The 23926-nt window shown below is 41.7% G+C and carries 24 protein-coding genes; 11 read left to right on the forward strand and 13 right to left on the reverse strand.

What is annotated here, in order from left to right:
• The first annotated feature begins 6 nt into the window (after positions 1-6).
• Together rfbB and FHW88_RS22765 are read left to right on the forward strand one after the other, a co-directional pair.
• Positions 7-1059, forward strand: a complete 1053-nt coding sequence (rfbB, locus tag FHW88_RS22760) for a dTDP-glucose 4,6-dehydratase (protein ID WP_176628013.1) — start codon at positions 7-9, stop codon at positions 1057-1059.
• Between the two features lie 2 nt (positions 1060-1061).
• Positions 1062-1802, forward strand: a complete 741-nt coding sequence (locus tag FHW88_RS22765; protein WP_090528842.1) for a tyrosine-protein phosphatase — start codon at positions 1062-1064, stop codon at positions 1800-1802.
• Between the two features lie 438 nt (positions 1803-2240).
• Here the strand turns inward: FHW88_RS22765 and FHW88_RS22770 are convergent, their stop codons facing one another.
• A complete protein-coding gene (locus FHW88_RS22770; RefSeq protein WP_090528841.1) occupies positions 2241-3479 on the reverse strand; it encodes an ABC transporter permease in 1239 nt (412 codons plus the stop codon).
• 153 nt (positions 3480-3632) lie between these two features.
• Between FHW88_RS22770 and FHW88_RS22775 the strand changes: the two genes are divergently transcribed.
• On the forward strand, positions 3633-4361 hold the full coding sequence (locus FHW88_RS22775; protein WP_176628014.1) for a TlpA family protein disulfide reductase: 729 nt from the start codon (positions 3633-3635) through the stop codon (positions 4359-4361).
• A gap of 135 nt (positions 4362-4496) precedes the next feature.
• Here the strand turns inward: FHW88_RS22775 and FHW88_RS22780 are convergent, their stop codons facing one another.
• Positions 4497-4844 carry a HesB/IscA family protein gene (locus FHW88_RS22780; protein WP_090528835.1) on the reverse strand — a complete coding sequence of 116 codons (348 nt, stop codon included), beginning with the start codon at positions 4842-4844 and terminating at the stop codon, positions 4497-4499.
• Positions 4845-4936: 92 nt separating this feature from the next.
• Here FHW88_RS22780 and FHW88_RS22785 point away from each other — a divergent pair, with 92 nt between their 5' ends.
• From FHW88_RS22785 to dnaA, 3 genes are all read left to right on the forward strand, one after another.
• Positions 4937-5467 carry a hypothetical protein gene (locus FHW88_RS22785; protein WP_176628015.1) on the forward strand — a complete coding sequence of 177 codons (531 nt, stop codon included), beginning with the start codon at positions 4937-4939 and terminating at the stop codon, positions 5465-5467.
• A 4-nt stretch (positions 5468-5471) separates the two neighbouring features.
• Positions 5472-7022 carry a methylmalonyl-CoA mutase gene (locus FHW88_RS22790; protein WP_176628016.1) on the forward strand — a complete coding sequence of 517 codons (1551 nt, stop codon included), beginning with the start codon at positions 5472-5474 and terminating at the stop codon, positions 7020-7022.
• A gap of 433 nt (positions 7023-7455) precedes the next feature.
• Positions 7456-8880, forward strand: coding sequence for a chromosomal replication initiator protein DnaA (gene dnaA, locus FHW88_RS22795; RefSeq protein WP_090528828.1), 1425 nt, complete (start codon positions 7456-7458; stop codon positions 8878-8880).
• A 91-nt stretch (positions 8881-8971) separates the two neighbouring features.
• On the opposite strand, the gene FHW88_RS22800 is transcribed toward dnaA, so the two are convergent.
• Entirely contained in the window at positions 8972-9856 is an 885-nt protein-coding gene (locus FHW88_RS22800) for a PhzF family phenazine biosynthesis protein (RefSeq protein ID WP_218117273.1), read from the reverse strand.
• 157 nt (positions 9857-10013) lie between these two features.
• Here FHW88_RS22800 and FHW88_RS22805 point away from each other — a divergent pair, with 157 nt between their 5' ends.
• A complete protein-coding gene (locus FHW88_RS22805) occupies positions 10014-10469 on the forward strand; it encodes a nuclear transport factor 2 family protein (protein ID WP_176628017.1) in 456 nt (151 codons plus the stop codon).
• 2 nt (positions 10470-10471) lie between these two features.
• Here FHW88_RS22805 and FHW88_RS22810 read toward each other — a convergent pair whose 3' ends face one another.
• The 5 genes from FHW88_RS22810 to FHW88_RS22830 all read right to left on the reverse strand — a co-directional run bounded on the left by FHW88_RS22810 (position 10472) and on the right by FHW88_RS22830 (position 13948).
• On the reverse strand, positions 10472-11023 hold the full coding sequence (locus tag FHW88_RS22810; RefSeq protein ID WP_176628018.1) for an NUDIX hydrolase: 552 nt from the start codon (positions 11021-11023) through the stop codon (positions 10472-10474).
• A gap of 179 nt (positions 11024-11202) precedes the next feature.
• On the reverse strand, positions 11203-11985 hold the full coding sequence (locus FHW88_RS22815; RefSeq protein ID WP_176628019.1) for a TPM domain-containing protein: 783 nt from the start codon (positions 11983-11985) through the stop codon (positions 11203-11205).
• Between the two features lie 11 nt (positions 11986-11996).
• The gene (locus tag FHW88_RS22820; RefSeq protein ID WP_176628020.1) at positions 11997-12431 is read right to left on the reverse strand and encodes a TPM domain-containing protein; all 435 of its coding nucleotides are present in this window, start codon (positions 12429-12431) and stop codon (positions 11997-11999) included.
• Positions 12432-12544: 113 nt separating this feature from the next.
• Positions 12545-13126 (reverse strand): LemA family protein, encoded by a 582-nt coding sequence (locus FHW88_RS22825; protein ID WP_176628021.1) that lies wholly within the window; start codon positions 13124-13126, stop codon positions 12545-12547.
• Positions 13127-13372: 246 nt separating this feature from the next.
• Positions 13373-13948 (reverse strand): RNA polymerase sigma factor, encoded by a 576-nt coding sequence (locus tag FHW88_RS22830; RefSeq protein WP_255485402.1) that lies wholly within the window; start codon positions 13946-13948, stop codon positions 13373-13375.
• A gap of 509 nt (positions 13949-14457) precedes the next feature.
• Here FHW88_RS22830 and FHW88_RS22835 point away from each other — a divergent pair.
• The 3 genes from FHW88_RS22835 to FHW88_RS22845 are packed head-to-tail and all read left to right on the forward strand — an operon-like array spanning position 14458 to position 16830.
• Entirely contained in the window at positions 14458-16008 is a 1551-nt protein-coding gene (locus FHW88_RS22835) for an NAD(P)/FAD-dependent oxidoreductase (protein ID WP_176628023.1), read from the forward strand.
• Complete coding sequence (locus FHW88_RS22840; protein ID WP_090528797.1) at positions 16005-16472, forward strand: DinB family protein; 468 nt, start codon at positions 16005-16007, stop codon at positions 16470-16472. The genes FHW88_RS22835 and FHW88_RS22840 overlap by 4 nt, the downstream gene beginning before the upstream one ends.
• Complete coding sequence (locus tag FHW88_RS22845) at positions 16465-16830, forward strand: CoA-binding protein (RefSeq protein WP_090528794.1); 366 nt, start codon at positions 16465-16467, stop codon at positions 16828-16830. Before FHW88_RS22840 ends, FHW88_RS22845 begins: the two co-directional genes overlap by 8 nt.
• Here FHW88_RS22845 and FHW88_RS22850 read toward each other — a convergent pair.
• From FHW88_RS22850 to FHW88_RS22860, 3 genes are all read right to left on the reverse strand, one after another.
• Entirely contained in the window at positions 16827-17627 is an 801-nt protein-coding gene (locus tag FHW88_RS22850; RefSeq protein ID WP_090528791.1) for a DUF5672 family protein, read from the reverse strand. The two genes, FHW88_RS22845 and FHW88_RS22850, sit on opposite strands and share 4 nt — an antisense overlap.
• Before the next feature lie 338 nt (positions 17628-17965).
• The gene (locus FHW88_RS22855) at positions 17966-19843 is read right to left on the reverse strand and encodes an ABC transporter ATP-binding protein (protein WP_176628024.1); all 1878 of its coding nucleotides are present in this window, start codon (positions 19841-19843) and stop codon (positions 17966-17968) included.
• A 69-nt stretch (positions 19844-19912) separates the two neighbouring features.
• On the reverse strand, positions 19913-21052 hold the full coding sequence (locus tag FHW88_RS22860; protein ID WP_176628025.1) for a glycosyltransferase family 9 protein: 1140 nt from the start codon (positions 21050-21052) through the stop codon (positions 19913-19915).
• A 64-nt stretch (positions 21053-21116) separates the two neighbouring features.
• Here FHW88_RS22860 and FHW88_RS22865 point away from each other — a divergent pair, with 64 nt between their 5' ends.
• Positions 21117-21854 (forward strand): glycosyltransferase family 2 protein, encoded by a 738-nt coding sequence (locus FHW88_RS22865; protein ID WP_176628026.1) that lies wholly within the window; start codon positions 21117-21119, stop codon positions 21852-21854.
• Here the strand turns inward: FHW88_RS22865 and FHW88_RS22870 are convergent, their stop codons facing one another.
• Together FHW88_RS22870 and FHW88_RS22875 are read right to left on the reverse strand one after the other, a co-directional pair.
• Positions 21855-22925, reverse strand: coding sequence for a glycosyltransferase family 4 protein (locus tag FHW88_RS22870; RefSeq protein ID WP_176628027.1), 1071 nt, complete (start codon positions 22923-22925; stop codon positions 21855-21857).
• Positions 22916-23908 (reverse strand): glycosyltransferase family 9 protein, encoded by a 993-nt coding sequence (locus tag FHW88_RS22875; RefSeq protein ID WP_090529660.1) that lies wholly within the window; start codon positions 23906-23908, stop codon positions 22916-22918. The genes FHW88_RS22870 and FHW88_RS22875 overlap by 10 nt, the downstream gene beginning before the upstream one ends.
• Positions 23909-23926 lie beyond the last annotated feature (18 nt).

The raw sequence follows: 23926 nt of genomic DNA on the forward strand, positions 1-23926 counted from the left end.
CAGGGAATGAAAAAGATCATTATAACAGGGGGCGCTGGTTTTATTGGTTCGCATGTAGTGCGCAGGTTTGTGAAAAACTATCCTGATTACAGCATTGTTAATTTAGATAAGCTTACTTATGCGGGTAACCTGGCCAATTTAAAGGATATTGAAAATGAACCTAATTATAAGTTCGTAAAGGGAGATATTGTTGATATTGCTTTTATTAATGAGCTTTTTGCGGCTGAAAATCCAGATGCGGTGATCCATCTTGCTGCCGAATCGCACGTAGACCGGTCGATCACTAACCCCCTTGATTTTGTGATGACCAATGTGGTAGGCACCGTAAATTTATTGAATACCGCCCGCGAGCATTGGAAAGGCAAATATGATCAAACCCGTTTTTATCATGTTTCTACCGACGAGGTATACGGTACGCTTGGTGAAGACGGCATGTTTACCGAAGACACCGCTTATGATCCGCATTCGCCATATTCGGCTTCAAAGGCAGGTTCTGATCATTTTGTGCGGGCCTACCAGGATACTTATGGTATGGATACCGTTATATCAAATTGCTCAAACAATTATGGGTCATTCCATTTTCCGGAAAAACTTATTCCGCTGGCAATTAATAATATCAAGCAAAGTAAACCTGTACCGGTATATGGTAAGGGCGAAAATATCCGCGACTGGCTTTGGGTTGAAGACCATGCGCGGGCAATTGATGTAATTTTCCATAATGCCAAATCGGGCTCAACCTATAATATTGGCGGGCATAACGAATGGAAAAATATTGACCTCATCAAATTGCTTTGCAGTATATTGGACAAAAAATTAGGCAGGGTTGAGGGAGAATCGGCTAAGTTGATCACTTTTGTGACAGACAGGGCCGGGCATGACCTGAGATATGCTATCGATGCAACCAAATTAAAAAATGATTTAGGTTGGGTGCCGGGTATAACTTTTGAGGAAGGTTTGGAAAAAACAGTTGATTGGTACCTGGCTAATGAAGATTGGCTTAATGATGTAACGTCGGGACATTACCAGCAATATTACAGCAGTCAGTATAACGATAGATAAAAATGTTCGGGCTTTTTAAGAAGAAGAAGGCAATAAGGGAATCAAAACTCAACTATGAAGGAATCATGGTTGATATGCACTCGCATGTGTTACCGGGGATTGATGATGGTGCTAAAACACCCGAAGATTCGGTAGAGTTGATAAAAAAGATGATGGAATTGGGGATAAAAAAAGTTATCGCCACGCCACACATCATGATAGATTTTTATCGCAACACCCCCGAAACCATAGGAAACGCGCTTACTATATTAAAAGCCGAGTTGGTTAAACAAGGGATTGATATACCTGTTGAAGCCGCTGCCGAACACTATTTTGACGAAACGTTTGAAGCACGTGTAGAGAACGGCCCGATCATGACCATGGGCGACAACCACGTATTATTTGAATTTTCATTTATAAATCAACCGCCAAATACTTACAGTGTAATTCAAAAGCTTCATGATAAAGGGTATAAACCTATTTTGGCCCACCCCGAGCGCTACCAGTACCTTGACTTAGACATGTTGAGAAACCTGCATAGTTGGGGCCTGGATTTTCAGCTTAATACCATATCCCTCACAGGGTATTATGGTAAAGAGATAAAAAAAATGGCCGAAGACCTGGTTGATAATAGTTTGATAGACTTCATTTCAAGCGATATGCACCACTTAAGGCACGCCACGGCATTTGGCGATGCGCTGAGAACAACCTATATTGAAAAATTGCTTGTCGACTATCCGCTTAAGAATAAGATGTTGTTTTAAACAGGTATTATCCAACAAGAAAAGCGTCATTGCGAGGAACGAAGCAATCCCCGATTAGCAGGTCCGCCCTGTATGGTTCACGATTGCTTCGTTCCCTATAATGGCGTGATCGTAAGTTGTTGATTATTAAGTGTATTTTTCTAATGGATTTTATAACATGGGCGTTGCCTACGGCCCGGGCTTTCCGTTGCAAGTCCTCGCCTTTCCTGCCCGCAACCCCTCTACACGCTCCGGGCTTTCCGTTGCAAGTCCTCGCCTTTCCTGCCCGCAACCCCTCTACACGCTCCGGGCTTTACACTGCAATCCCTAACGCGGCCCACGCGCAACACCGCTAAAATATATTTTACATGTCATTACGTTTTTTTTCAGGCTTCCCTGATGGTTACTCGCAATGACATTTTTTGTTTGTAGGCAGCCTCTAAGATTTTGCAATCGTTTTTATTCGTACCTAAGCGCTTCCACCGGATCCAGTTTTGCTGCTTTTTTTGCCGGGTAGTAACCCGATATCAAACCGATAAACGTACACAACACCACTGCAAAGAATAACCATCCCCATGGTACTACAAACGATCCGCTTATTTGTACAGCAATAAGGTTTCCTGCTGCCATGCCCAGTATCATACCTGCTGCACCGCCTATAAGACAGATCACTATAGCCTCTATCAAAAATTGTTTGCGAATAATTGCCGGAGTTGCCCCTATAGCTTTCCGCACACCAATTTCGCGTGTGCGTTCTGTTACTGATACCAGCATGATGTTCATAAGCCCGATGGCGGCACCGATGAGTGTGATGATGCCAACTGCAAAGCCGGCGGCAGTAATACCTGCAAGCTGGCCTGATAGTTCCTTTTGAATGGAATCGCTCCGGCTGATTTCAAAGTTATCCTGGTTAATTACATTAAGCCCCCTTACGTTTCTGAATAAGGAGGTAGCTTCGCCAATGGTAGCGTCAAGGGCGCCGGGGCTGGCTACTTTAATAGTTACCGTGAACGACGCATTCTTGGTACTGTCTATCTGTTTAGCTTTCAATACAGGGATCACGCAAAATTTATCGCCCCCGAATGAGCTTGAACCTTTTGATGCAAATACACCAACTATCCTGAACCTATCGGTACCAAGGTATATCGATTTATTTATCGGGTCTTCGGTTTTAAACAGTTTCTTTTTGATCTCATCGCCAATAATGACCACGTTCGATCCATGTTCCAGCTCAGAAGCGGAAAAATTACGCCCGAAAGCCAGCTTTTTACCCGCTGTAACCAGGTAATTTTCGTTTGAGCCCGAGATGGATATATTGGGATTTGTTTTTTGATTGCCGTATTTGGCTACCGCGGTACCAATTACCTCTAAATTAATGGCTACAGCTACCGGCAATTTAAAAGTATTTTTAAAACGCACAGCCTGGTCATAAGTAATGGCCGGATACACTTTACGGTGCCCGCCGTTGCCGAAGTTCAACCCCTCGCCGCGGTTTTGCAGGGTGAATGTGTTGGCGCCAAGATCGGCGAAAGCATCGTTGGTGAACTGCCTGATGCCTTCAATGGCCGTTAAAATACCTACAAGCGCCATGATACCTATCGCTATGATCAGCGCGGTTAACGAGGTACGCAGCCTGTTGCCGGCTATAGACTGTAATGCAATGGAAATGTTTTCTTTGTAAGAGGTTTTTACCGGCATGGTATAAATATAAAAAACTTGCTGGTATGACTAAGCATTATACCAGTTTGTTACATGCTGATTTAACTTAATTTTTGTGATTGGTGTGGCTAAAGCCCCGATTTGGTAACGTGCTATTTATGTTATAATTTTCCGTTGAATTTAAAGCTTAAAATGAAAAATTATTACATCCTGTTTGCTATCTCATCGCTTGTTTTTAGTATTTCAAGCGCATATGGTCAGATTGAAATAACACGGCCAATAGAACAATATGGTTTCAATCAAAAAACGGTAGTTACCAATGCAAAAGGCGAGAAATATACTTACGCTAAATGGCGTGAATTGATGGCAACAGGCTATTATATGTTGAAGCCAGTACAGCATGATAGTGATAGCTCTGCTTTTATATTAACCAAACGTGACCCGCTTGCCGATGGTATTTTGCCGGCTAATGCTATTAAGCCGCCCGAAACCAGGTTTTTTAAAACGGGAAATACCTTTAGCTTTTTCAATATGAGAGATGTTAACGGTAATGTAATTACAGCTGCGGAGCTGAAAGGGAAAATAGTTGTGCTCAATTTTTGGTTTATTGCCTGCCCGCCATGCAGATATGAAATGCCCGAACTGAACCGCCTTGTCGACGCTTATCAGGATAATAAGGATATTGTATTTATTGCAATTTCTTTAGATAAAACTGAACAGGTAGAGCGATTTCTGAAAGTGTCGCCGTTTAAATACCATGTGGTTAGCGATTCGATGCCTTTGTTTTCTTACTATGGAGTTGATGAGTGCCCGGTGAGCCTGGTTATTGACAGGGACGGGGTTATACGGTTTAACAGCCAGGGCTATGGCGATGGAACGGTGCCAGATTGGATCAGGAAAACGATATCTGATATTAAATAGTGGGTTTAAATATCACTCGTTAACTAAATATATATACCGCTTAATGATTTACCGTGTTATTGTTGCAGCCCTTCAAAACAAAAGCCGCTTCATGTTTTACAATGAAACGGCTTCCTATATTTTAACCGGGGGTAATTAAACCGAGAACGAAGAACCACAGCCGCAGGTGCTGGCAGCATTAGGGTTGTTGAAAGTAAAACCACGGGCATTTAATCCGTCCTGGTAATCGATTTGCATACCGGCCAGGTATAAACCGTGCGCTTTGTGCATGAAAACTTTAATACCATCAATAATATATTCCTGGTCGCCGTCTTTTTTCATGTCGAAGCCTAAAATATAGTTCATGCCCGAACAGCCACCACCCTCAACACCAACACGTAAACCAAATTCGTCGTTTATTTCTTGCTGGTCTTTTAATTTAAAAAGTTCCTTTACTGCGCCCGGTGTAAAAGAAACCGGAGCAGCTTCAACAGCTATACTCATCTTTATTTTTATTTATTCCACACAAATATAACGTAAAATGCAGATTTTTGTTAGTGTCATAATTTTATGACCCCTGTATAACATTTATAAACATGCCCACTCTACCTTTTTTGTTTGATATTTTAAAATATACTATTTCGGGCTTAGGCGTTGTGTATATCGCTTTTTACCTGTTTAAACCATATCTTGATAAATCAGAAAGTATCCAGTTATTGGAGTTAAAGCGTACCATCAGTAATCAAACCCTGCCATTACGTTTACAGGCCTATGAAAGGGTTGTACTTTTTATTGAAAGGGTTAATCCTGCAAGTTTGCTTATCCGCCTCAACGGATCGGCCGATACTGCCGCCGAATTGCAGGCTATTATTGTTAACGAGGTGCGCAACGAGTTTCAGCATAACATTACGCAGCAAATTTATGTAAGCGCCCGGGTTTGGACTGTGGTAAAAAGGGTAAAGGACGATACCATTAACATGATCAATAATGCTGTAAAGGCTTTACCTCCTGATACTTCAGCAATTGAGTTAAGTAAGGTTATCCTGGTGCATTTAAGTAAGCTTGAAGATAACCCTTATGATGTGGCACTTGGGCTCATCAGGCAGGACATGGAAGAATTATACTAAGCTTATGGCCAGGGATAAAAAAATTACCACTACATCGGGTATCGAAATTAAGGAGGTTTATACCGAACCTTCAAATATGAGTGAATTGCCCGGTGAGTTCCCCTTTACCCGCGGTATCCAAAAAGATATGTACCGGGGCAAACCCTGGACCATGCGTCAATACGCCGGTTTTTCAACTGCCGAAGAATCAAACAAGCGCTACCACTATTTATTAAGCCAGGGTACAAACGGTCTTTCGGTAGCCTTCGATCTCCCAACACAAATAGGCTATGACTCCGACCACCCCCTTGCCGAGGGTGAGGTAGGCAAGGTAGGCGTAGCCATTGATTCATTAAAAGATATGGAGGTTTTATTTGAGGGTATTGAACTTAAGAATATCACTACCTCCATGACTATTAATGCCACGGCCCCAATCTTGCTGGCCATGTACATTGCCCTGGCCAAAAAGCAGGAAGCAGATCTCAGGCAAATCTCCGGCACCATACAAAACGATATATTAAAAGAGTATGCTGCCCGCGGCACCTATATATATCCCCCTGCGCCATCCATGCGGCTCATTACCGATGTATTTGAATACTGCAGTAAAGAGGTGCCCAAATGGAATACTATCTCCATATCAGGTTATCACATCCGCGAAGCAGGCTCAACCGCCGTGCAGGAACTGGCATTTACTTTGGCCAATGGCAAAGCCTATTTAAAGGCCGCGCTGGATAAGGGACTTGATATTAATGTGTTTGCCAAGCGCCTTTCTTTCTTTTTTAACTGTCACAGTAATTTTTTTGAGGAAATAGCCAAGTTCCGTGCCGCCAGGCGCATGTGGGCGCATATTACCAAACAATTGGGGGCTACCGATGCCGGCGCCCAAAAACTTCGCTTTCATACGCAAACGGGCGGCTCAACGTTAACAGCACAACAGCCGCTTAATAATATTATAAGGGTAAGCAACCAGGCAATGGCTGCCGTGCTGGGGGGCACACAATCATTACACACCAATGGGTATGACGAAGCCTTGTCGTTACCAACAGAAGCCGCAGCCAAAATAGCCTTGCGCACCCAGCAGATCATCGCGTTTGAAAGTGGTGTTACCGATACGGTTGACCCGCTTGCCGGTTCATACTTTATCGAAGCATTGACAGATGAGATGGAAGCCGCTGCCCAATTGTATATAGATAAGATTGATGCCATGGGTGGCGCGGTAAAAGCCATAGAGCAGGATTATATCCAGCAGGAAATAGCAGCCTCTGCTTACCAGTACCAACAGGAGATTGAAATGGGCGAAAAAGTTATAGTAGGCGTTAACCGGTTTACCCAGCAGGAGGAAGCCCCTGTTAATGTGTTTAGGGTGGATGACGCGATCAGAAAAATGCAGTCGGAAAAAATTGCTGAGCTAAAAAGGGAGCGTAATAGTAACGATGTTGAGAAAAGTTTACACCTTTTGGGAATAGCTGCGACCGGTACCGAAAACTTAATTCCTTTTATCGTAACTTCGGTAGAAAGCTATGCTACCCTTGGGGAGATCGCCGATGTATTGCGAGGTGTTTTTGGAGAGTATTAGCGTCGTGGTGTGGCTTCCGTGCATGTAGTATAGTGCACCACAAATCAACAAACCTGGTTTTTATTTTTTATAAGGCACTAAACCAGTGCGTTATTTTTTTGTTTGCAGTAACCATCAAAAAAGCGCAAACATTACCCATGTTTTGGCGTATAACTAAGGGTTGTAATTGACAGTTTTATTATTCTTTTTTTTGAAATTTCAAAAAAAGAAAAAAACAATTGAGAAATATTCGGATTGTGATTTTTATATCAAAAATTATGTTATCCATACGAAAATTTCATTAAAAAATCGAATTTGTTAGTAAAAAGCCAAATGTTAAAAAAGTGAAAATTTAATTTTTTTATAAGCTTTTTTTGGCAATATTCGATGTTCCGTAGCAAGGCCAAAAGTTGTTTCGCTGGGGGTTGGAAATCAATATTTTACTTTTATTTATATGGAAAAAACTTGTACGAACGTTTGGAATAGCTGCCTTCAGATCATCAAAGACAACATACCGGCCCAGAGTTTTAAAACCTGGTTTGAGCCGATAAAAGCTTTGAGAATGGAGGGAAGCGTATTAACCATACAAGTACCAAGTTTATTCTTTTACGAGTGGCTTGAAGAGCACTATGTAGGGTTACTGCGCAAGACGATCAAAAAACAATTGGGCGACGAAGGACGTTTAGAGTATAATATAGTTGTTGAGCAATCATCAAGTAAACCATACACAACTAATATGCCTTCAAACGGAAATGGCGCTGATTCAAAACATCAGAGTATGCCGATACCTATTTCAATTAACAAGGATATTAAGAACCCCTTTGTTATACCCGGGCTCAAAAAGTTGAACGTAGACCCTCAGCTTAACCGTAACTATACCTTCGAAAACTTTGTTGAAGGTGACTGCAACCGTTTGGCCCGCTCTGCCGGTTATGCCGTTGCCGCTAAACCCGGAGGTACTTCATTTAACCCTTTAATGATTTACGGCGGTGTAGGTTTGGGTAAAACCCACCTGGCACAAGCCATTGGTAACGAAATTAAGCGCACCCTGCCCGATAAACTGGTACTGTATGTATCATGCGAAAAATTTACGCAGCAATTTGTTGATGCCTTAAAGCACAACAACATTAACGACTTTGTGAACTTTTACCAGGCTATTGACGTGCTGATCATGGACGATGTGCACAACTTTGCCGGCAAAGAAAAAACACAGGATTTCTTCTTCCATATATTTAACCATCTGCACCAATCGGGCAAACAACTGATCATTACATCAGATAAAGCGCCTAAGGATCTGGCTGGTTTGGAAGAACGTCTGCTTTCGAGGTTTAAATGGGGCTTATCTGCCGATTTGCAGATCCCTGACCTGGAAACCCGTATGGCTATCCTGAAGAATAAAATTTACCAGGATGGTATCGATCTGTCAAACGATGTGATCGAATACGTTGCCCATAACATTGATAATAACGTACGTGAGCTGGAAGGCGCCATGGTGTCATTACTGGCACAATCAACCCTTAACCGCAAGGAGATTGACCTGAACCTGGCTAAACAAATGTTGAAAAACTTTGTGAAGAACTCATCTAAAGAAATTTCGATGGAGTATATCCAAAGTTTAGTGTGCGAGTACTTTGAAGTGCCTATTGAAATGGTAAAATCTCAAACCCGCAAACGTGAAATTGTACAGGCCCGTCAAATATCGATGTACCTGGCCAAAGCACATACCAAAAGCTCATTGAAATCAATAGGTCATTTCTTTGGCGGTCGTGACCACTCAACCGTGATCTATGCTTGCCAAACTGTAGAAGATTTGATCGATACCGATAAGAAATTTAAAGGCTATGTGGCAGATATTCAGAAGAAATTGAAAATGTCGTAATAAACACGACATTTAACATACGAAGGCCTTGCATCTCATGCAGGGCTTTTTTGTTTGGCATTAATTTTAAAGCAGGCGATTGTGTTTGGTTTTATAAAAACAACGTGCCCTCCATTACAATCACTGACGAGCCACTTACCAGCACATTTTCGGCTGTTACCTTGATATGGATGGTAGATGTATGATTTACCAATACTCCCTGCAAAATTGTATAATCCTGGTTGGTGTTTATGTAACTGACCTGCTGCAAAAATCCGGCAAGGGGACCAGCAGCTGTTCCAGTGGCAGGATCTTCATCAATGCCATATGCGGGATTAAAAAAGCGGGTTTCGGTTAGATAGTCACCCTCTGAAACATCGGTTGTGAATAAGTAAAACCCTTCAAAGCCGTAATTTTTTGAAATTTCTTTGAGCTTATCAGGGTTGGGTATAGCCTGATTAAGCAGCGCTCTGTTTTTTACAGGAACCATGGTGTGGGCTACTTCTGTTTTCATGATGGTAGGCTTCCAGTTATTTAATTCCAGATCGCTTGTTTCTAAGCCGAGTGCTGGCGCCACAATTTCCGGGCTAATAGTACCAAGGTTCTTCGCAGCTTGCTGTTTTACTGATACCAGTATCAGGCCGTTTTCTTCATTGATCACAACGGGCAATTTTTCATTCTTCATAGTTACCCAATGCTCATCACCCTGACCGTTAAAAATATCCCATCCCTTAAGCAAAGCCAGGGATACAGCGCCCAGCAAATTATGACCGCCGCCACCAACCTCATAATTACCCGGAGTAAATGAACGTACCTTCAATAATTTTTCAGCATCAGAGTACCGTACAAAGGATGTTTCGGAATAGCCGAATTCGCGGGCTATGTTGTAGTATTGAGATAATTCCAGTTCGTCGTCACACCACACTACCGATAGCGGGTTGCCTTTATATCGTTGGTGAGTGAATACATCAAGTATATAATAGGATAATTTTTTCATTTGGTAGATTTTTGCTTGTCGCAAAGTAGTGAAGGTCTTCAGATTAAATGTCAACACAGTTTAAAAATGAAGAAAGATTGGATTATAGTTTTTTTCTCTTATCAGCAAATGATTAAATCAGCATATCAACTTGATTCCAAATGAGGTATATTTAGTTATGAAAAAACTTATTCTTGCAGTATTTATTTTATTATCGTTCCAATCCTTCGCCCAGCAAACGGAGTCGGATGCTATTAAGCAAACCATCAATACTATGTTTAATGCCATGCGCAAGGGCGATAGCACGATGCTTAGATCCACCTTTGCCAAAGGAATCGCTTTTCATAGCGTAGCCAACAAAAAAGATGGCTCAACAGCTTTGGAAATTGAAAACCCTGATGACTTTGTTAAAATGGTTGGCACGCCACACAAAGGCGTATACGATGAGCGCGTAACTTTTTCGGATATCAAGATCGACGGTCCGCTGGCCAGCGTTTGGGCGCCTTATAAGTTTTATTTAGATGATAAATACAGCCATTGCGGGGTAGATGTTTTCCAGCTGATGAAAACTGCCGATGGCTGGAAGATCATTTATATAGTTGATACCCGGCGAAAGGATAATTGCCCGGAGTGATTTTACATCACTCCCAGCTTCATCATCCCATAAAATAAACCGGCGCAATGCATGGCCTGTTTTATTTCGTTGTTGAGTAGTAATTGTTTTACCTCTGCAATGGTGTATTCTTCAACAATGAGGTCTTCTAATTCGTCAAGGTGCTGGCCTTGTACTTTTTTGCCGCCTTTGGTGAAATAGGTAAATGTTTTATTGTTAGCTGTTGATGGGTTGCCGTATACGGTGCAGATCAATTCAAATTCATCAAACTGATAGCCGGTTTCTTCCAGCAATTCCCGGCGTATGGCGTGTACAGGTTCTTCGCCGGCATCAATTACACCACCCGGGATTTCAAGCGAGATAACACCTGCCGCATGACGATATTGTTTCACCATCAATACTTTATTGTCTTCGGTTATGGCTACTGCATTAACCCAGTTTGAATATTCAAGTACATAATAATCTTCAACTATTTTGCCATTTGGCATTTCGCATTTATCAATGCGGAGGGTGGCCCAGGGGCCTTTGTGGATGTATGATGATGAAAGTAGTTTCCAGGTGAGATCTTTACTCATTAATGCTTATAGATTTGAACCTTGATTTTTAGGATTGAAGGATTACCATGAGGATAAACCTATTCTGGAATACAAGGCTCGTGAATAATTTTATTTGATACTTAATGTTGTTTTCGGGTTGAAGTGGAGTTGCGATAGTCATATCCTCTTATCCTTAAATCAAGCCAATCATGGTTCAGTTACCAGCTGCCGCTTGAGCCGCCTCCTCCGCCGCTTCCGCCGCCAAAACCACCGAAGCCACCGCCTCCGCCACCGCCGGAAAAACCTCCCCAGTCGCCACCGCTGCTCCGGCCTCCGCCGCCAAGCATATTGCCTGCCAGGAACCACCAGAACGGGCTTGCACCCCCCCGGCGACCGATGATCTGCCTGCCTCCGCCGCCCCCACGGTTGCGGAACACCAGGATCAGGATAACTACGATTATGACTATAACTATAAAACCCGCCGGACCACCATTGCTTTGCTTTTGTTTTTTAGCGGCTTTATACTCACCCTTCATGGCTTTGATGATACTGTTGGTACCAGCATCAAGGCCGCCATAATAGTCGCCTTGTTTAAAATGGGGTTTAAGGTCGTTTTGGATAATATCCTGCGTAACAATATCAGGCAAGGCGCCCTCGGCGCCGTAGCCGGTTTGAATACTCATTCTACGGTCGCCAATAGCAACCAATACCAATACGCCATTATTTTTGTCTTTTTGCCCTATGCCCCATTTCCGCAACAGTTGAACGCCGTAGTCGTTAATGTCATAATTACCTATAGATTTCAGGATCACCACTGCAATTTGTGTTGAAGTGGAATCATTGAAGGCTACCAATTTAGTTTCCAGTCGCTGTTTATCAGCGGGGTTTAAGGTGTTGGTATAATCTGTAACGAGAGTATTGGAGCGTTCCGGAAAATCCTGAGCAATTGCGGCAATCACGCAAAGTATAAACCCGAAGAACAGTATAAATTTTTTGAACATGTTTTTAGTTTTTAATCGCCATCCATAAAGGCAATGTCATCGGGAAGTTCGTTTTGATCGCCGTCCAGGTGAGGGAAGTACTTTTGCAGTTGCTCGCCGGCAATTTTAAGGCCTGTAACAATTCCTTCAACAATATCGCCATATTTAAAATGCTGCAGCATATCATCGCGGGTTGTGTCCCAAAAATTGGGTGGGACTACCTGGTTAATGCCCGCATCGCCTATGATGGCAAATTTACGGTCGACGGTGGCCACATATACAAGCACCCCATGCCTGAGCTTGGTTTTATGCATATTGAGCTGTTGGAAATATTTTGCAGCACGGTCAAGAACATTTTCACTGCACCGCTTTTCGATGCACACCCTGATTTCGCCCGATGAGCGGTGCTCAGCATCTTCAATAGCTTTGCGGATGCGCTGCTGTTCCTCTTCGTTAAATACAGCCATATATTTTGATTTATGATTTCACCGATTCGTTATGATTTCACCGATAACCAGAGATTTCGCCAACCTTCAAAAAATCGGTGAAATCACAGAACAATCAGTGTAATCCCATCAAATTAATTAAACTCTACTTTAGGGGCTTTGTCGGCGCCTGGTTCGGCAGTAAAATAACCCTTTTCGGAGAAACCGAACATTTTGGCAGTTATATTGGCTGGGAACGAACGGATCTTGCTGTTGTATTCCTGCACGGCGTCATTAAAGTCTTTACGCGATACGTTGATCCTGTTTTCGGTGCCTTCCAGTTGAATCTGAAGGTCATGGAAGTTAGAGTTCGATTTCAGATCGGGATAGTTTTCGGTAATGGAAAGCAATTTGCCCAGGGCCGCGCTTAACTCACCCTGTGAGGCCTGGAAAGCTTTTATTGATTCGGGGGTAAGCTTATTGGGGTCAACCTGTACCGATGTTGCCTTTGAACGGGCTTCAACCACAGCTGTAAGGGTGCTTTTTTCAAAATTTGCTGCGCCTTTTACGGTATTAACTAAATTGGGGATCAAGTCGCTGCGGCGCTGATAATCGCTTTGCACGGCACCCCATTTAGCTTTAACAGTTTCATCTAATTTAACCATACTGTTATAGCTGCATGAACTTAAGGACATAGCTGCAGCTATGATTAATATAACCGTGAATAACTTTTTCATTTGTTTTTCGTGTGTTTTTGTGACGTTTTGGGTTAGAGTGCAAATCACGTACCGTTGTTACAAAGGGAGTGAGTTGCTGACAAGGTGTCAAGTTACGGCTTTTTGGTAAATTATAGAAAGATGGGAGGTGTAAGATGTGCGATATGAAAAATTTTGCACAAATATCTATTCTTTATAAAAGCCGAAAGCCCCATCAGGGGCTGCGTCTTTGTAAATGATTTGTATAAGGTTAATGGCGGGACCGGCTTATCCTGCCAGGCAATGTTCTTCGCGCATGGTTAGTTTCGCTACCATATCTTTTAAAAGCATACGGGCGCGGTGCAGTGTAGTGCGTGATAAAAGTTCGCTCATGCCCAGCGACGAACCTATTTCCTGGTGCGAGTATCCTTCAATGGCGTACATGTTAAAAACAGAGCGGTATGTTTTTGGTAATTTTTGTACCAGTTTCATCAGGTCTTTAGCTTCAAGTCCATTATCATTAAATGAGCTGCTGATAGGTATAGCGGCGGCTTCCTCTGCTGCAAAATCATCAACCAAAACTATTGGCTTTAACTTGCGATAACGTGATATGGCGCAATGTACCATGATGCGGCGGATCCATCCTTCCAAACTTCCTTCACCGCGGTAGTTTTTCATGTTGCGGAACATTTTTATAAAACCTTCCTGTAATATATCCTGTGCCTCGTCTTTATCGGTTGCATAACGCATGCAAACAGCAAGCATACGTGGTGCTAATAACCTGTATAATTGTTCCTGGCTCTTCCTGTCGTTAGTCATGCAGCCATTCCATATAGTTTGTAAGCGTTCGTCGGCGGTAGTCATTGTTTTATTATTTAAATACATGAGGTGCATGCCAATCTAAGTGCCATTTTGTAATTTATTGATTTTCAGTATTTTATTTTTTATTGGTTTTTAAAACTGTTCGATAGCGTACGGTCAATGTGCAAAGCCGAACGGTTTTGAGCGTATTGAGCACTAACAGAATGGGGGTAATAATTAAAATTTAGCCGATAATATTTATACAAAATGGGGGTTAACACTTTTTTTGGACAAAAAACGCCCAATTGTTTGATTGTTAGATATATATGCAGATGTTAGCCCTGAATTCTGTTAACCCTGTTAACCCCCATTTGCTAGCAGCGTCAATCCAACCCAAAACTATATACCGCCTAAAGCTTAATAAGAAAAAGAGGCTAATCTTGATTATGATACAGCTTCCGGGTGAAAATGAGCTCAGGTAAAAATTGCTGATCAAAGTCCCCCCCTTTGGGGGAGATTTAGAGGGGGTTTCTTAACTTTGCATCATCCGGGATAAAAACCCGGCATTAGTCATGACAAAAGAAACAGAGATAGTTTGTCCTCCCGGACAACAGGAAGATGAGGCGGTTTTAAAGCAACTGGCATCAGCAGCCCTTAAAATTCCCCTGAAAAATATTACGGCATTAAAAATTTTAAAGCGTTCCATTGATGCGCGTGGCCGCCGTGTAGTCTACCGCATGCAGGTGAGGGTTTTTATGCAGGAAGCTTATCTCCCTGAAGTATTTACCATCAATTACCCCAACGTGCAATTTGGCCGACCAGTAATCATCGTTGGTGCAGGCCCGGCCGGATTATTTGCCGCGCTGCAATGCATCGAACTTGGATTAAAACCAGTTGTTATTGAACGGGGCAAGGATGTAAAACAACGCCGCCGAGATTTGGCTAATATCAACAAACAAGGCCTCGTTAACCCCGAGTCAAATTATTGCTTTGGGGAAGGCGGGGCAGGTACTTATTCGGATGGTAAGCTGTATACCCGCTCAACCAAGCGGGGAGACGTGAACCAGGTGCTTAAAATGTTTGTGGCCCATGGTGCCGACGAAGATATCTTGATTGATGCGCGACCGCACATCGGCACCAATAAACTGCCACAGATCATTACAGCTATGCGCGAAACCGTACTGAACGCTGGCGGAGAGATCATGTTTGATACCAAGGTAACCCAATTGCTGGTGGATTTTGGAAAAATTAAAGGCGTAAAAATAGCTACAGGCGAAAAGATCGTGGCTGATGCTGTGATCCTGGCTACAGGCCACTCGGCAAGGGATGTGTTTGAAATGCTGCATAGCCAAAATATCCTGATCGAAGCTAAACCTTTTGCTTTGGGTGTAAGGATAGAGCACCCGCAGGAAATAATTGACCGCGCGCAATATCATTGCGAATTGCGAGGCCCTGATCTGCCGCCATCATATTATAGCCTTGTTGAGCAGGTTGACGACCGCGGTGTGTTTTCTTTTTGTATGTGCCCCGGTGGTATCATCGCACCGTGTTCAACCGAGCCCGGCGAGATCGTAGTTAATGGCTGGAGCCCCTCAAAACGGAATAACCCTTTCGCAAATTCGGGCACTGTGGTGCAAATTAATTTAGAGGATGTTGCCGGCGATGATAACGACCCTTTTAAGATGCTTAATTTTCAGAAGCAGGTTGAACAGGCTGCTTTTGTAGCCGGTGGCGGTAATCTTGTAGCGCCCGGCCAGCGCATGGTTGATTTTGTACAGGGTCGTTTATCTGCCGATTTGCCGGTTAACTCATACCTGCCCGGTACAAAAAGTGTTGAACTGAAAGAAGTTTTACCTGATTGGATCAACGAACGTCTACGCAAAGCGCTGCCCGTATTCGGTAAAAAAATGAAAGGCTATTATACCAACGAAGCCATTTTAGTAGGTGTTGAGTCGCGCACATCATCTCCTGTGAAAATTCCGCGGGATAGGGAAACCTTGCAACATCCGCAGGTTACAGGTTTATTTCCGTGTGGTGAAGGAGCCGGCTATGCGGGTGGTATAATTTCTGCTGCTATTGACGGGATTAATTGTGCCACTGCTGCTTTAAAAATATTATCATGACAACATCTCAAAAATTATTCAATCAGCTTCAAAGCGTTTTGTCTGGCGAACCATGGTATGGCCCGTCGGTTTATTCTATTGTAGATGCCATCAGTTTTGAGGCAGCTTATGAAAAGCCTGCCGGATCAATTCATAACATTGCCGGAATCATTTTGCATATGGTGGGTTGGACAGAAGAGGTAATGGACCGCATGAATGGCATGAACGCCCAATTGCCGGTGCGTGGAGATTGGCCCGAACCCGGCCTGCCCGACGAACAAAAATGGAAATGGATTGTTGAAGATTTAAAACTGGTGAACGTAAACCTGGCAGGTTTTATTCAAAATTTTCCAGAGGAGAATTGGAACAAAGCTGTTGGCGGTAAAGAAGCCGAAACCTACGAATATCAGGTGAGCGGTTTGATACAACATCATATTTATCATTCCGCGCAAATTGCGTTATTAAACAGGATGATCAATGGCTGATAAGAAAACGTTAATATTAGGGGCAACGCCCGATACCAGCAGGTATGCCAACTTTGCGGCTACCCGTTTGGTTGAAAGTGGGCATACCATTGTTAATGTTGGCATAAAAACAGGAGAAGTTGCCGGTGTAGCTATTGAAAAGCCCGAAACCATACACCATGATATTGATACTATAACGCTGTACGTTGGCCCGCAGAATCAGCCTCCGCTGTATGATTATATATTGAATACAAACCCAAAACGGATCATATTTAATCCAGGGACTGAAAACAGCGAACTGAGGCGCAAGGCTAATGAGCAAGGCATCGAAACGGAGTATGCCTGTACGCTGGTAATGCTATCGATAGGGGAGTATTAAATTTGGTAACCGTAGTTTTGAATTACCGGCCGCCAATAGTCAAGGTTTTTATCCCAGGCATGGCAGCCAAACGGTAGTTTATTATTGTTTATTTTTATAGCTCGTTCGGGAAATAATTCGATTGAGAAACCCGTGGCTTTTTTATAAGAAGGGATATTAAGTACTTTTCTTTTCCTGTTAACCTCGATGCTCCAAAAAACATCTTCGTTGAAGTAATGATCATGGCTAAGGCTTAAATATCGTTTTGCCTGGTTTTTCATATTGATGCAGAGTTCATGAAATTTATTTACCCTGCGCAAGGAGAAACCACCGTTACCAACCCCGTTTTCAAATTGCATAGGTGATGGCCGGCCATCTTTTTGAACGTCGAACTTTAAATGCAGCCATCGCTGAAGTTTGGACTTTACAGCTTTAACAACATCCGGGTAACCGTACTTATGGATCCATGGCGCACCTATATAATCATAGCCCTGTGTGCACCATTCCATTAATTCATCGCTAAATACAAATGCATCCAGTTGATGTATCAGCATGAAATCGTAAGTTAAAAAGCTTCGGTAAAATTCTTCCGAAAGCATAAGTGCATTATAGCCTTTAATATTTTTAAAATACCTGTCGTCGAAATTAATTACATTAGCTATGGCATCTAATTGGGCTTCATCGGGCAATATAAGGTTATGTGGTTTAATAACTATTATATCATGGGCCGATAATACTTTAGTTGCCTGTACAAGAGCCGTGTGTTCGAGATTGCTCATAACAGGCTTATAAAAAGGGATCACTACTGCTGCTTTCACGGGTAAAAAAAGAAAAAAGTTGATGTTTTGTTTTAAACTTTAGCTGTTTGTGGCAGTTGCTGTGTTTAGAAAAAACTCCACACACGAATGCTGTTGTGATAAAACAGTTGTTCGTTATAATAATACTGCTGTGATATTAGCGCAATAATAACGTCGAACGCTACAGATTGTTATCAAAAAATGTGTAACACTTAAGCTACATAAACAGGCTGCAATCTATATATGTACGAAATATCTTTAGATTTTTTAGTATATAATAAGGGCAGGAGGTGCACTTTAGTTATAAGTAAGCATGCCCTGGGTTTGCAAATCAAAAACCTTTCAAAGCAAATAAGAGCCTACGCCTGGGCATTAAAAGCCTGCATATCTATCAGCTTTTTATATACGCCATTGTTTTGAAGTAATTCTACATGTGATCCCCGTTCAACAATACTGCCGTTTTCAAGCACAATTATAATGTCTGCATTTTGAATGGTGCTTAAGCGATGGGCTATGATAAGTGAAGTTCTGTTCTTCATTAGATTGTTTAAAGCTTCTTGAACCAGCTTTTCTGATTCGGTATCCAGGGCTGATGTTGCTTCATCAAGTAACATAATCGGCGGGTTGTTCAGCACCGCCCGGGCAATACAGATACGCTGACGCTGGCCTCCTGATAGTTTGGTGCCGCGGTCGCCGGTGTTGGTTTGATAACCTTTGCCTGTTTCCATAATAAAGTTATGTGCATTAGCTATGCGGGCAGCCGCTTCAACTTCTTCCTGGGTCACATTTGGCTTGCCGAATGCGATATTATTAAATATCGTATCATTAAATAAAATCGACTCCTGGTTCACAATGCCCATTAAAGCCCTTAATGATTCCATAGTAACAGTTTGGATGTTTTTACCGTCGATAGAGATCGTACCTGACTGGGGCTCACTGAACCGTGGCAGTAGATCCATTAAAGTAGATTTTCCACCACCTGAGGGCCCAACCAGCGCTACTGTTTTTCCTTTCGGAATTTCGAGGTTGATGTTTTTAAGTACGTATTTCTCAGTTTCAATTAGCTGTTTTTCGGTACCCGAAACCTGGGCAGCATCAGGTTTAATAGTATATGCAAATGATACGTTTTCGAAACTGATCCTATCCTCAAAACCAGTTAGCTCCGTGGCATTGGGTGCATTAACAATTAATGGCTTCTCATCTATGAGTGCCAATACGCGTTCACCCGCTGCTATGCCCGAATGGATATTGCTAAATGAATCGGATATAGCCTTGGCCGGGCGCATGATCTGCGAAAACATAGCAATATAAACTATGAAATTATCGGCAGATAGTGTACCCTGGTGACTGATAATTAACGAGCCGCCATATAATACTATTCCTGCAACCATTAATACACCCAGAAATTCAGATACCGGCGAGGCCATTTGCTGCCTCTTTGCCATAGAGCGGGTAATTCTTGAATATTCTTTGTTTTCGTGATCAAAGCGGTTTTTTATAAACGAAACGGCATTAAATGCTTTGATGATCTTAATACCCGATAAGGCTTCATCAAGATTACTGATCATGTTGCCGTAAGTTTGCTGTGATTCTGCAGCTTGTTCTTTCAAACGCTTAACTATCCTTGATATGATAAATGCCGAAACAGGGATTATCAGCATGGAAAACAACGTCAGTTTAACTGATATTACAAATAAAAATACAAGATAGGTTAAAAGCTGGAAAGGCTCTTTAAATGCAACCTGCAAAGTACCTGTTACCGAAAACTGAACAACCTGCACATCTGCTGAGATCTTTGAAAGGATATCACCCTTGCGTTCATTACTAAAATAACCCAGGTGCAGGTTCATAACATTGTTAAAAACAGTACGGCGCAGGTTAAGCAGGGTGTATATACGCAGGTTTTCCATAATCCGCTGTGAAAAATAACGAAACAGGTTGCTTAGTAATACAGACACAACTATAGCTGCGCAAACAAATTTCAAAGCTCCAAGCGGCCCGTAAGTTAAATTGGCTTCGTGGGCAAAATAGTCGAAATCTTTTAGGGGGTTCCACCAGTTTGCCGGTTTGGTAACCGCTTCGCCGGTTTTGGGGTCAAAAATTGTTTTTAGCAATGGTGCCAGTAAAGCAAGGTTAAGAGTATTAAATATTACCGAAAATAAAGTACATATAAAATAAGGGACCGCGAATTTACCTATGGGACGGGCGAAGGAAAGAAGCCTGAAATAAATCTTCATTAAATTTTATTATAAAATGCAAAGCTAATAGTAATTAGCTAATAACGTGTAACGTGGTCTAAAAGCATATCATCCTACGGGCAAATACTTTTGGGTTGCCTGCCAAACTTGCTCGATATCTATACCTGCAATGCATGGAAAAGATTCGTCACTTTGTACTTTAAATACGCAGTTCCAGTTGCAATAATAGCAATCCATTTTTTCGTAGATAAATGATCCGTTTTTGACGATGTCTTCAGGATAAGGAACAAAACGATCGAAATGACCACCACCAACAATACATACAAAAGGAGTGTCAACGGCCGCGGCTATGTGAACGGCGCTGCTATCATTACAGATTATCATAGCTGAATTTGCAACCAACTCGATAAGTTCGTTTAAATTGGTTTTACCGCTGATGTTGACGACTGATGCTGATTGCGATTGTTCCATTATATAATTGCAGAGCGGTATTTCAGCTTTACCGCCCGCCAGGTAAATGATTTCATTTGTGTTTTGCCTAAGCTTTTTAATTAAAAGCGCAAATTTTTCAGCTTCCCATCCCCGGCTTTTAAGTCCTGCTCCCGGAAAGACAATGATGCCACTTTTTGTTGTTCGGTTAGCACCAATAAATTGTTTTCGAATGGAGATAAGTTGATCAAGTGCCTGTTCAAAAAAATATCGGTTCCTGGCAAATTCAAAATGTATTAAAGGGGGAATTGGTAATAATGTTTTATAAAATTTATCTGTTTTAACTTTGTATTTAGGTTCAATGCCTTCAGTATCGCTTTCAAAACCAATCAGGTTTGATGAACCCGAAAGCGCGGCGAGCCCATCCGTAATAAAGGTACGTGTACTGGTAGGGTTTAAAACTTTCTCATAACTTCTGCCAAATAACTGCAATCCTAATTTAAAAACTGTCCCGGGCGAATAATAAAGATTATTTGCTTTTGTAAAGAAAAATTTTGTTATGTATTGTCCGTCATGCGTTGTAGCAATATCGCGCCATATTTCGTTACCTAATAAATCTATTTCGTAATTACGGTACTTTGTTGATTGCTTTAAGATCTCAATAAAATTTCTGAACAAAACGTAATCACCTATGGCATCGGCCTTAATGATTAGTATTCTTTTTTTGGAGGGTTTGAATAAAGCAAAAAATCGGAATACGTATGGTATTTTTAGTAAGATGAAGCGTGTTAGCCGGAATAGATTCCTGTTTTTTTGCATTTAAAAACAACAGATAAAAGGTAATGTATTTGCCTTTATAATATTTACTTTGTACAATTAAATAATGAGCGAAAATACACAAAATATAACGTCAAAACAGGTAGATGCGTATGCAGGGAGGCTCACAGTTATAATTGTTACTTATAATGCTGCCGCCACATTGCAAAAAAGCCTGGATAGCGTTTACATGCAAAGTTACCCTGATATTGAACTCATTGTTATTGATGGGAACAGCAGCGATGGCACAAAAGATATATTGATTGCCAATAACGATAAGATCACTTACTGGAGAAGCGAACCTGATAACGGCATATACGATGCTATGACTAAGGCTTTAAAACAAGCTAAAGGCGATTGGATTTATTTTTTAGGGGCTGATGATGATTTATTGCCTGATTTTTCAAATATGGCTATGGAACTAAATGAGCCTGATACCATTTATTACGGAAGCGTATTGACAAGAGGATTAAAGCCCTTGGGCGAGGTATCTGATTACTATCTTGCCAAGCACGGCATTATTCAACAGTCTATCATTTATCCTAAAATCGTTTTTGAAAAATATAGCTATAACTTTAAGTATCGTTCCTCGGCCGATTTTGCGCTGAATATGCAATGCTTTGGCGATAAAAGTTTGAAGTTTGTGCATTTGAACCATGTAATAGCAAATTTTAGTCATGATGGTGTTTCAGGCCAGTCGCGAGATATGGTATTTGAAAAGGATAAACCTAAACTGATATTAAAGAATTTTGGTTTTAAATTCTGGTTTAGGTTTATGGTCAGAAAAATGCGAGGCAAATCATAATTACCTGCCTTTAAGTACTTCCTGATATAGCTCTAAATACCGCTTAGCTGTTTCATCCCAGTTAAAAGTTTCGGCGTGGGCAATTATCTTATCTGACGGTGAATTTTTATGAAAATCTTCCAAACCTGCATTAAATACATTTTGCATTTCAGCAGGTTCAAAATCGTCAAAATAATAAGCACAATCTCCCGCAATTTCGGGTAGGGAGGTGCGGGTAGATACAAAAACAGGTTTGCCAAAATGCATAGCTTCAATTACTGGTAAACCGAACCCTTCAGCAATGGAAGGAAAAACAAATGCTTCACAATTTTTATAATACCAGGCCCTGTCATCATCTGATATCGGCCCGGTTATTTTAACCCTGTTTTCTACGCCATGTTTTTTTGCCTCTTCAATGATCTTTTCTTCATAGGGCGTTTTGATGCCCGAAATGACGAGTTCAAAATCATTATTTGCAAGTAAGGCAGGTAGTACGTGAAAGTTTTTTTTGGCTGCCACAATCCCAATGGTAAATAAAAAAGGTTTTTGAGGGAAGTAAGCCGGTTGGTGCCCTTGTTTTAATATCAATTTATCAGCACCATTATGAATAACTGTTAACCTGTTTGCAATATGCGGGAAGTAGGTTAAAACATCGTTAGCAGCAAAGTTTGATATTGTTACTATTTTATTACTTGAATTAATTCGCTCCCCCAGCTTTTTAAGGTACAGGTTCAGTTTTTCTTTGCCTACGTTTTCATGCACCTGGTTAATGTCATGTATAGTAAGTATCTTTTTGTATTTGCTCCGCACTTTTTTAGGCTTTAGCCTTGAAAACTGGTCGGTAAAATGGAATAGGTCAATGCCTTTGTTATTGTAGAAAAAAAACTTGTGATGCTTTTGTAAATAAGTTCTGTGTATTGCCGCATCCGCATCAAATTCGGTTACTGATTTATGCAGAAAATATGTCAAATTAAAACCTGTGTTTTCTTTTGCCAGGGCTTTCCCAAGGCTCTTTCCAAAATGATATAGGCCGGTATTCGGGTACCTCATGGAGTCCAACGTTACCAATACACGAGGTTTATTTATAGCCATGTTTTAACTTGTTCTGCCACCATAAACGGCGTAATTGTTTCTAAATTGTTTGTTCCGCTTTCAATATAGCCCGCCTTTTTGCCAACAGGTGCCCATCGGCCAGGGTGTATAGGCCTTAATGAGGGGAATAATCCAAGGGTATTGATCCCGGTTAGAGCGGCCAAATGCAGCGGACCTGTACCTGAAGCAATAAGCCCGCCAGCTTTACTTATGAAGGCTATCAATTGCCCCAGCGACATCTGCCCGGTCATATCCCGTACTGTTGTCGGGAGTGTTTTGATCCAGTTTGCAAGTAATGCTTTTTCGTTTTCAGACCCTGTTATGATAATGTTGAATTTGTCGGGCGGCAAGTTATTGATGAGCTCTGCAAAATTATCCAGGCCCCACTCCATACCACTGCCATGCGATTTTGGATGGATGATCAGGTTAAATTTATCGTTTACAAGTACAGCCCCCAAAGCTGGCGTAAGCTCAACATTATTCTGGAAATTATCATGTGCTATAATTCCAGGTAAGGAAGGTATATGCTCAAGGCCTAATGGCTTTAACAGGACCAGGTTAAGCTGCGACTCATGCAGATCTGATTTTTTACGGCTTAATTTTACCAGCTTGTTACAGGTGTACCAATGAAAAACCCTGTTGGTTGTTCCTATCCGGAGTTTAATACCTGCCTGTTTTGCTATCCTGGCAATATGTTTATTGGGCAGCACGTGTATTACTGCGTCAATGTTTTGCTTTTGCAGATATTCAATTTGGCTGGTATCAGGGAGCGTTTTTAGTTCGTCGTAATTAACAAAAGCATCTATCGAAGCCATAGCGTTAATTACCGGCTGTGTATATGTTCGGCCCAAAAACGAAACTTTAGCGCCTGGGAACAATTGTTTAAGGTAGGATGCCACAGGTAATGTTAGTACAACATCGCCAATAGCATCAACCCTGCTTATTAAGATGTGCGGCGCTTCTGTATCCTGAAATTGGAACATGATTTTTATTGCAGATGT

This window comes from Mucilaginibacter sp. SG538B, from assembly GCF_013376065.1.
GTDB lineage: Bacteria > Bacteroidota > Bacteroidia > Sphingobacteriales > Sphingobacteriaceae > Mucilaginibacter > Mucilaginibacter rubeus.

Coding starts and splice junctions, on each gene's coding strand:
- FHW88_RS22810 (WP_176628018.1), bottom strand. CDS start 11,023: ATGAGTAAAGATCTCACCTGGAAACTACTTTCATCATCATACATCCAC.
- FHW88_RS22830 (WP_255485402.1), bottom strand. CDS start 13,948: ATGACTACCGCCGACGAACGCTTACAAACTATATGGAATGGCTGCATG.
- FHW88_RS22770 (WP_090528841.1), bottom strand. CDS start 3,479: ATGCCGGTAAAAACCTCTTACAAAGAAAACATTTCCATTGCATTACAG.
- FHW88_RS22800 (WP_218117273.1), bottom strand. CDS start 9,856: ATGAAAAAATTATCCTATTATATACTTGATGTATTCACTCACCAACGA.
- FHW88_RS22835 (WP_176628023.1), top strand. CDS start 14,458: ATGACAAAAGAAACAGAGATAGTTTGTCCTCCCGGACAACAGGAAGAT.
- rfbB (WP_176628013.1), top strand. CDS start 7: ATGAAAAAGATCATTATAACAGGGGGCGCTGGTTTTATTGGTTCGCAT.
- FHW88_RS22875 (WP_090529660.1), bottom strand. CDS start 23,908: ATGTTCCAATTTCAGGATACAGAAGCGCCGCACATCTTAATAAGCAGG.
- FHW88_RS22865 (WP_176628026.1), top strand. CDS start 21,117: ATGAGCGAAAATACACAAAATATAACGTCAAAACAGGTAGATGCGTAT.
- FHW88_RS22840 (WP_090528797.1), top strand. CDS start 16,005: ATGACAACATCTCAAAAATTATTCAATCAGCTTCAAAGCGTTTTGTCT.
- FHW88_RS22785 (WP_176628015.1), top strand. CDS start 4,937: ATGCCCACTCTACCTTTTTTGTTTGATATTTTAAAATATACTATTTCG.
- FHW88_RS22775 (WP_176628014.1), top strand. CDS start 3,633: ATGAAAAATTATTACATCCTGTTTGCTATCTCATCGCTTGTTTTTAGT.
- dnaA (WP_090528828.1), top strand. CDS start 7,456: ATGGAAAAAACTTGTACGAACGTTTGGAATAGCTGCCTTCAGATCATC.
- FHW88_RS22870 (WP_176628027.1), bottom strand. CDS start 22,925: ATGGCTATAAATAAACCTCGTGTATTGGTAACGTTGGACTCCATGAGG.
- FHW88_RS22860 (WP_176628025.1), bottom strand. CDS start 21,052: ATGCAAAAAAACAGGAATCTATTCCGGCTAACACGCTTCATCTTACTA.
- FHW88_RS22855 (WP_176628024.1), bottom strand. CDS start 19,843: ATGAAGATTTATTTCAGGCTTCTTTCCTTCGCCCGTCCCATAGGTAAA.
- FHW88_RS22845 (WP_090528794.1), top strand. CDS start 16,465: ATGGCTGATAAGAAAACGTTAATATTAGGGGCAACGCCCGATACCAGC.
- FHW88_RS22765 (WP_090528842.1), top strand. CDS start 1,062: ATGTTCGGGCTTTTTAAGAAGAAGAAGGCAATAAGGGAATCAAAACTC.
- FHW88_RS22805 (WP_176628017.1), top strand. CDS start 10,014: ATGAAAAAACTTATTCTTGCAGTATTTATTTTATTATCGTTCCAATCC.
- FHW88_RS22815 (WP_176628019.1), bottom strand. CDS start 11,985: ATGTTCAAAAAATTTATACTGTTCTTCGGGTTTATACTTTGCGTGATT.
- FHW88_RS22790 (WP_176628016.1), top strand. CDS start 5,472: ATGGCCAGGGATAAAAAAATTACCACTACATCGGGTATCGAAATTAAG.
- FHW88_RS22820 (WP_176628020.1), bottom strand. CDS start 12,431: ATGGCTGTATTTAACGAAGAGGAACAGCAGCGCATCCGCAAAGCTATT.
- FHW88_RS22780 (WP_090528835.1), bottom strand. CDS start 4,844: ATGAGTATAGCTGTTGAAGCTGCTCCGGTTTCTTTTACACCGGGCGCA.
- FHW88_RS22825 (WP_176628021.1), bottom strand. CDS start 13,126: ATGAAAAAGTTATTCACGGTTATATTAATCATAGCTGCAGCTATGTCC.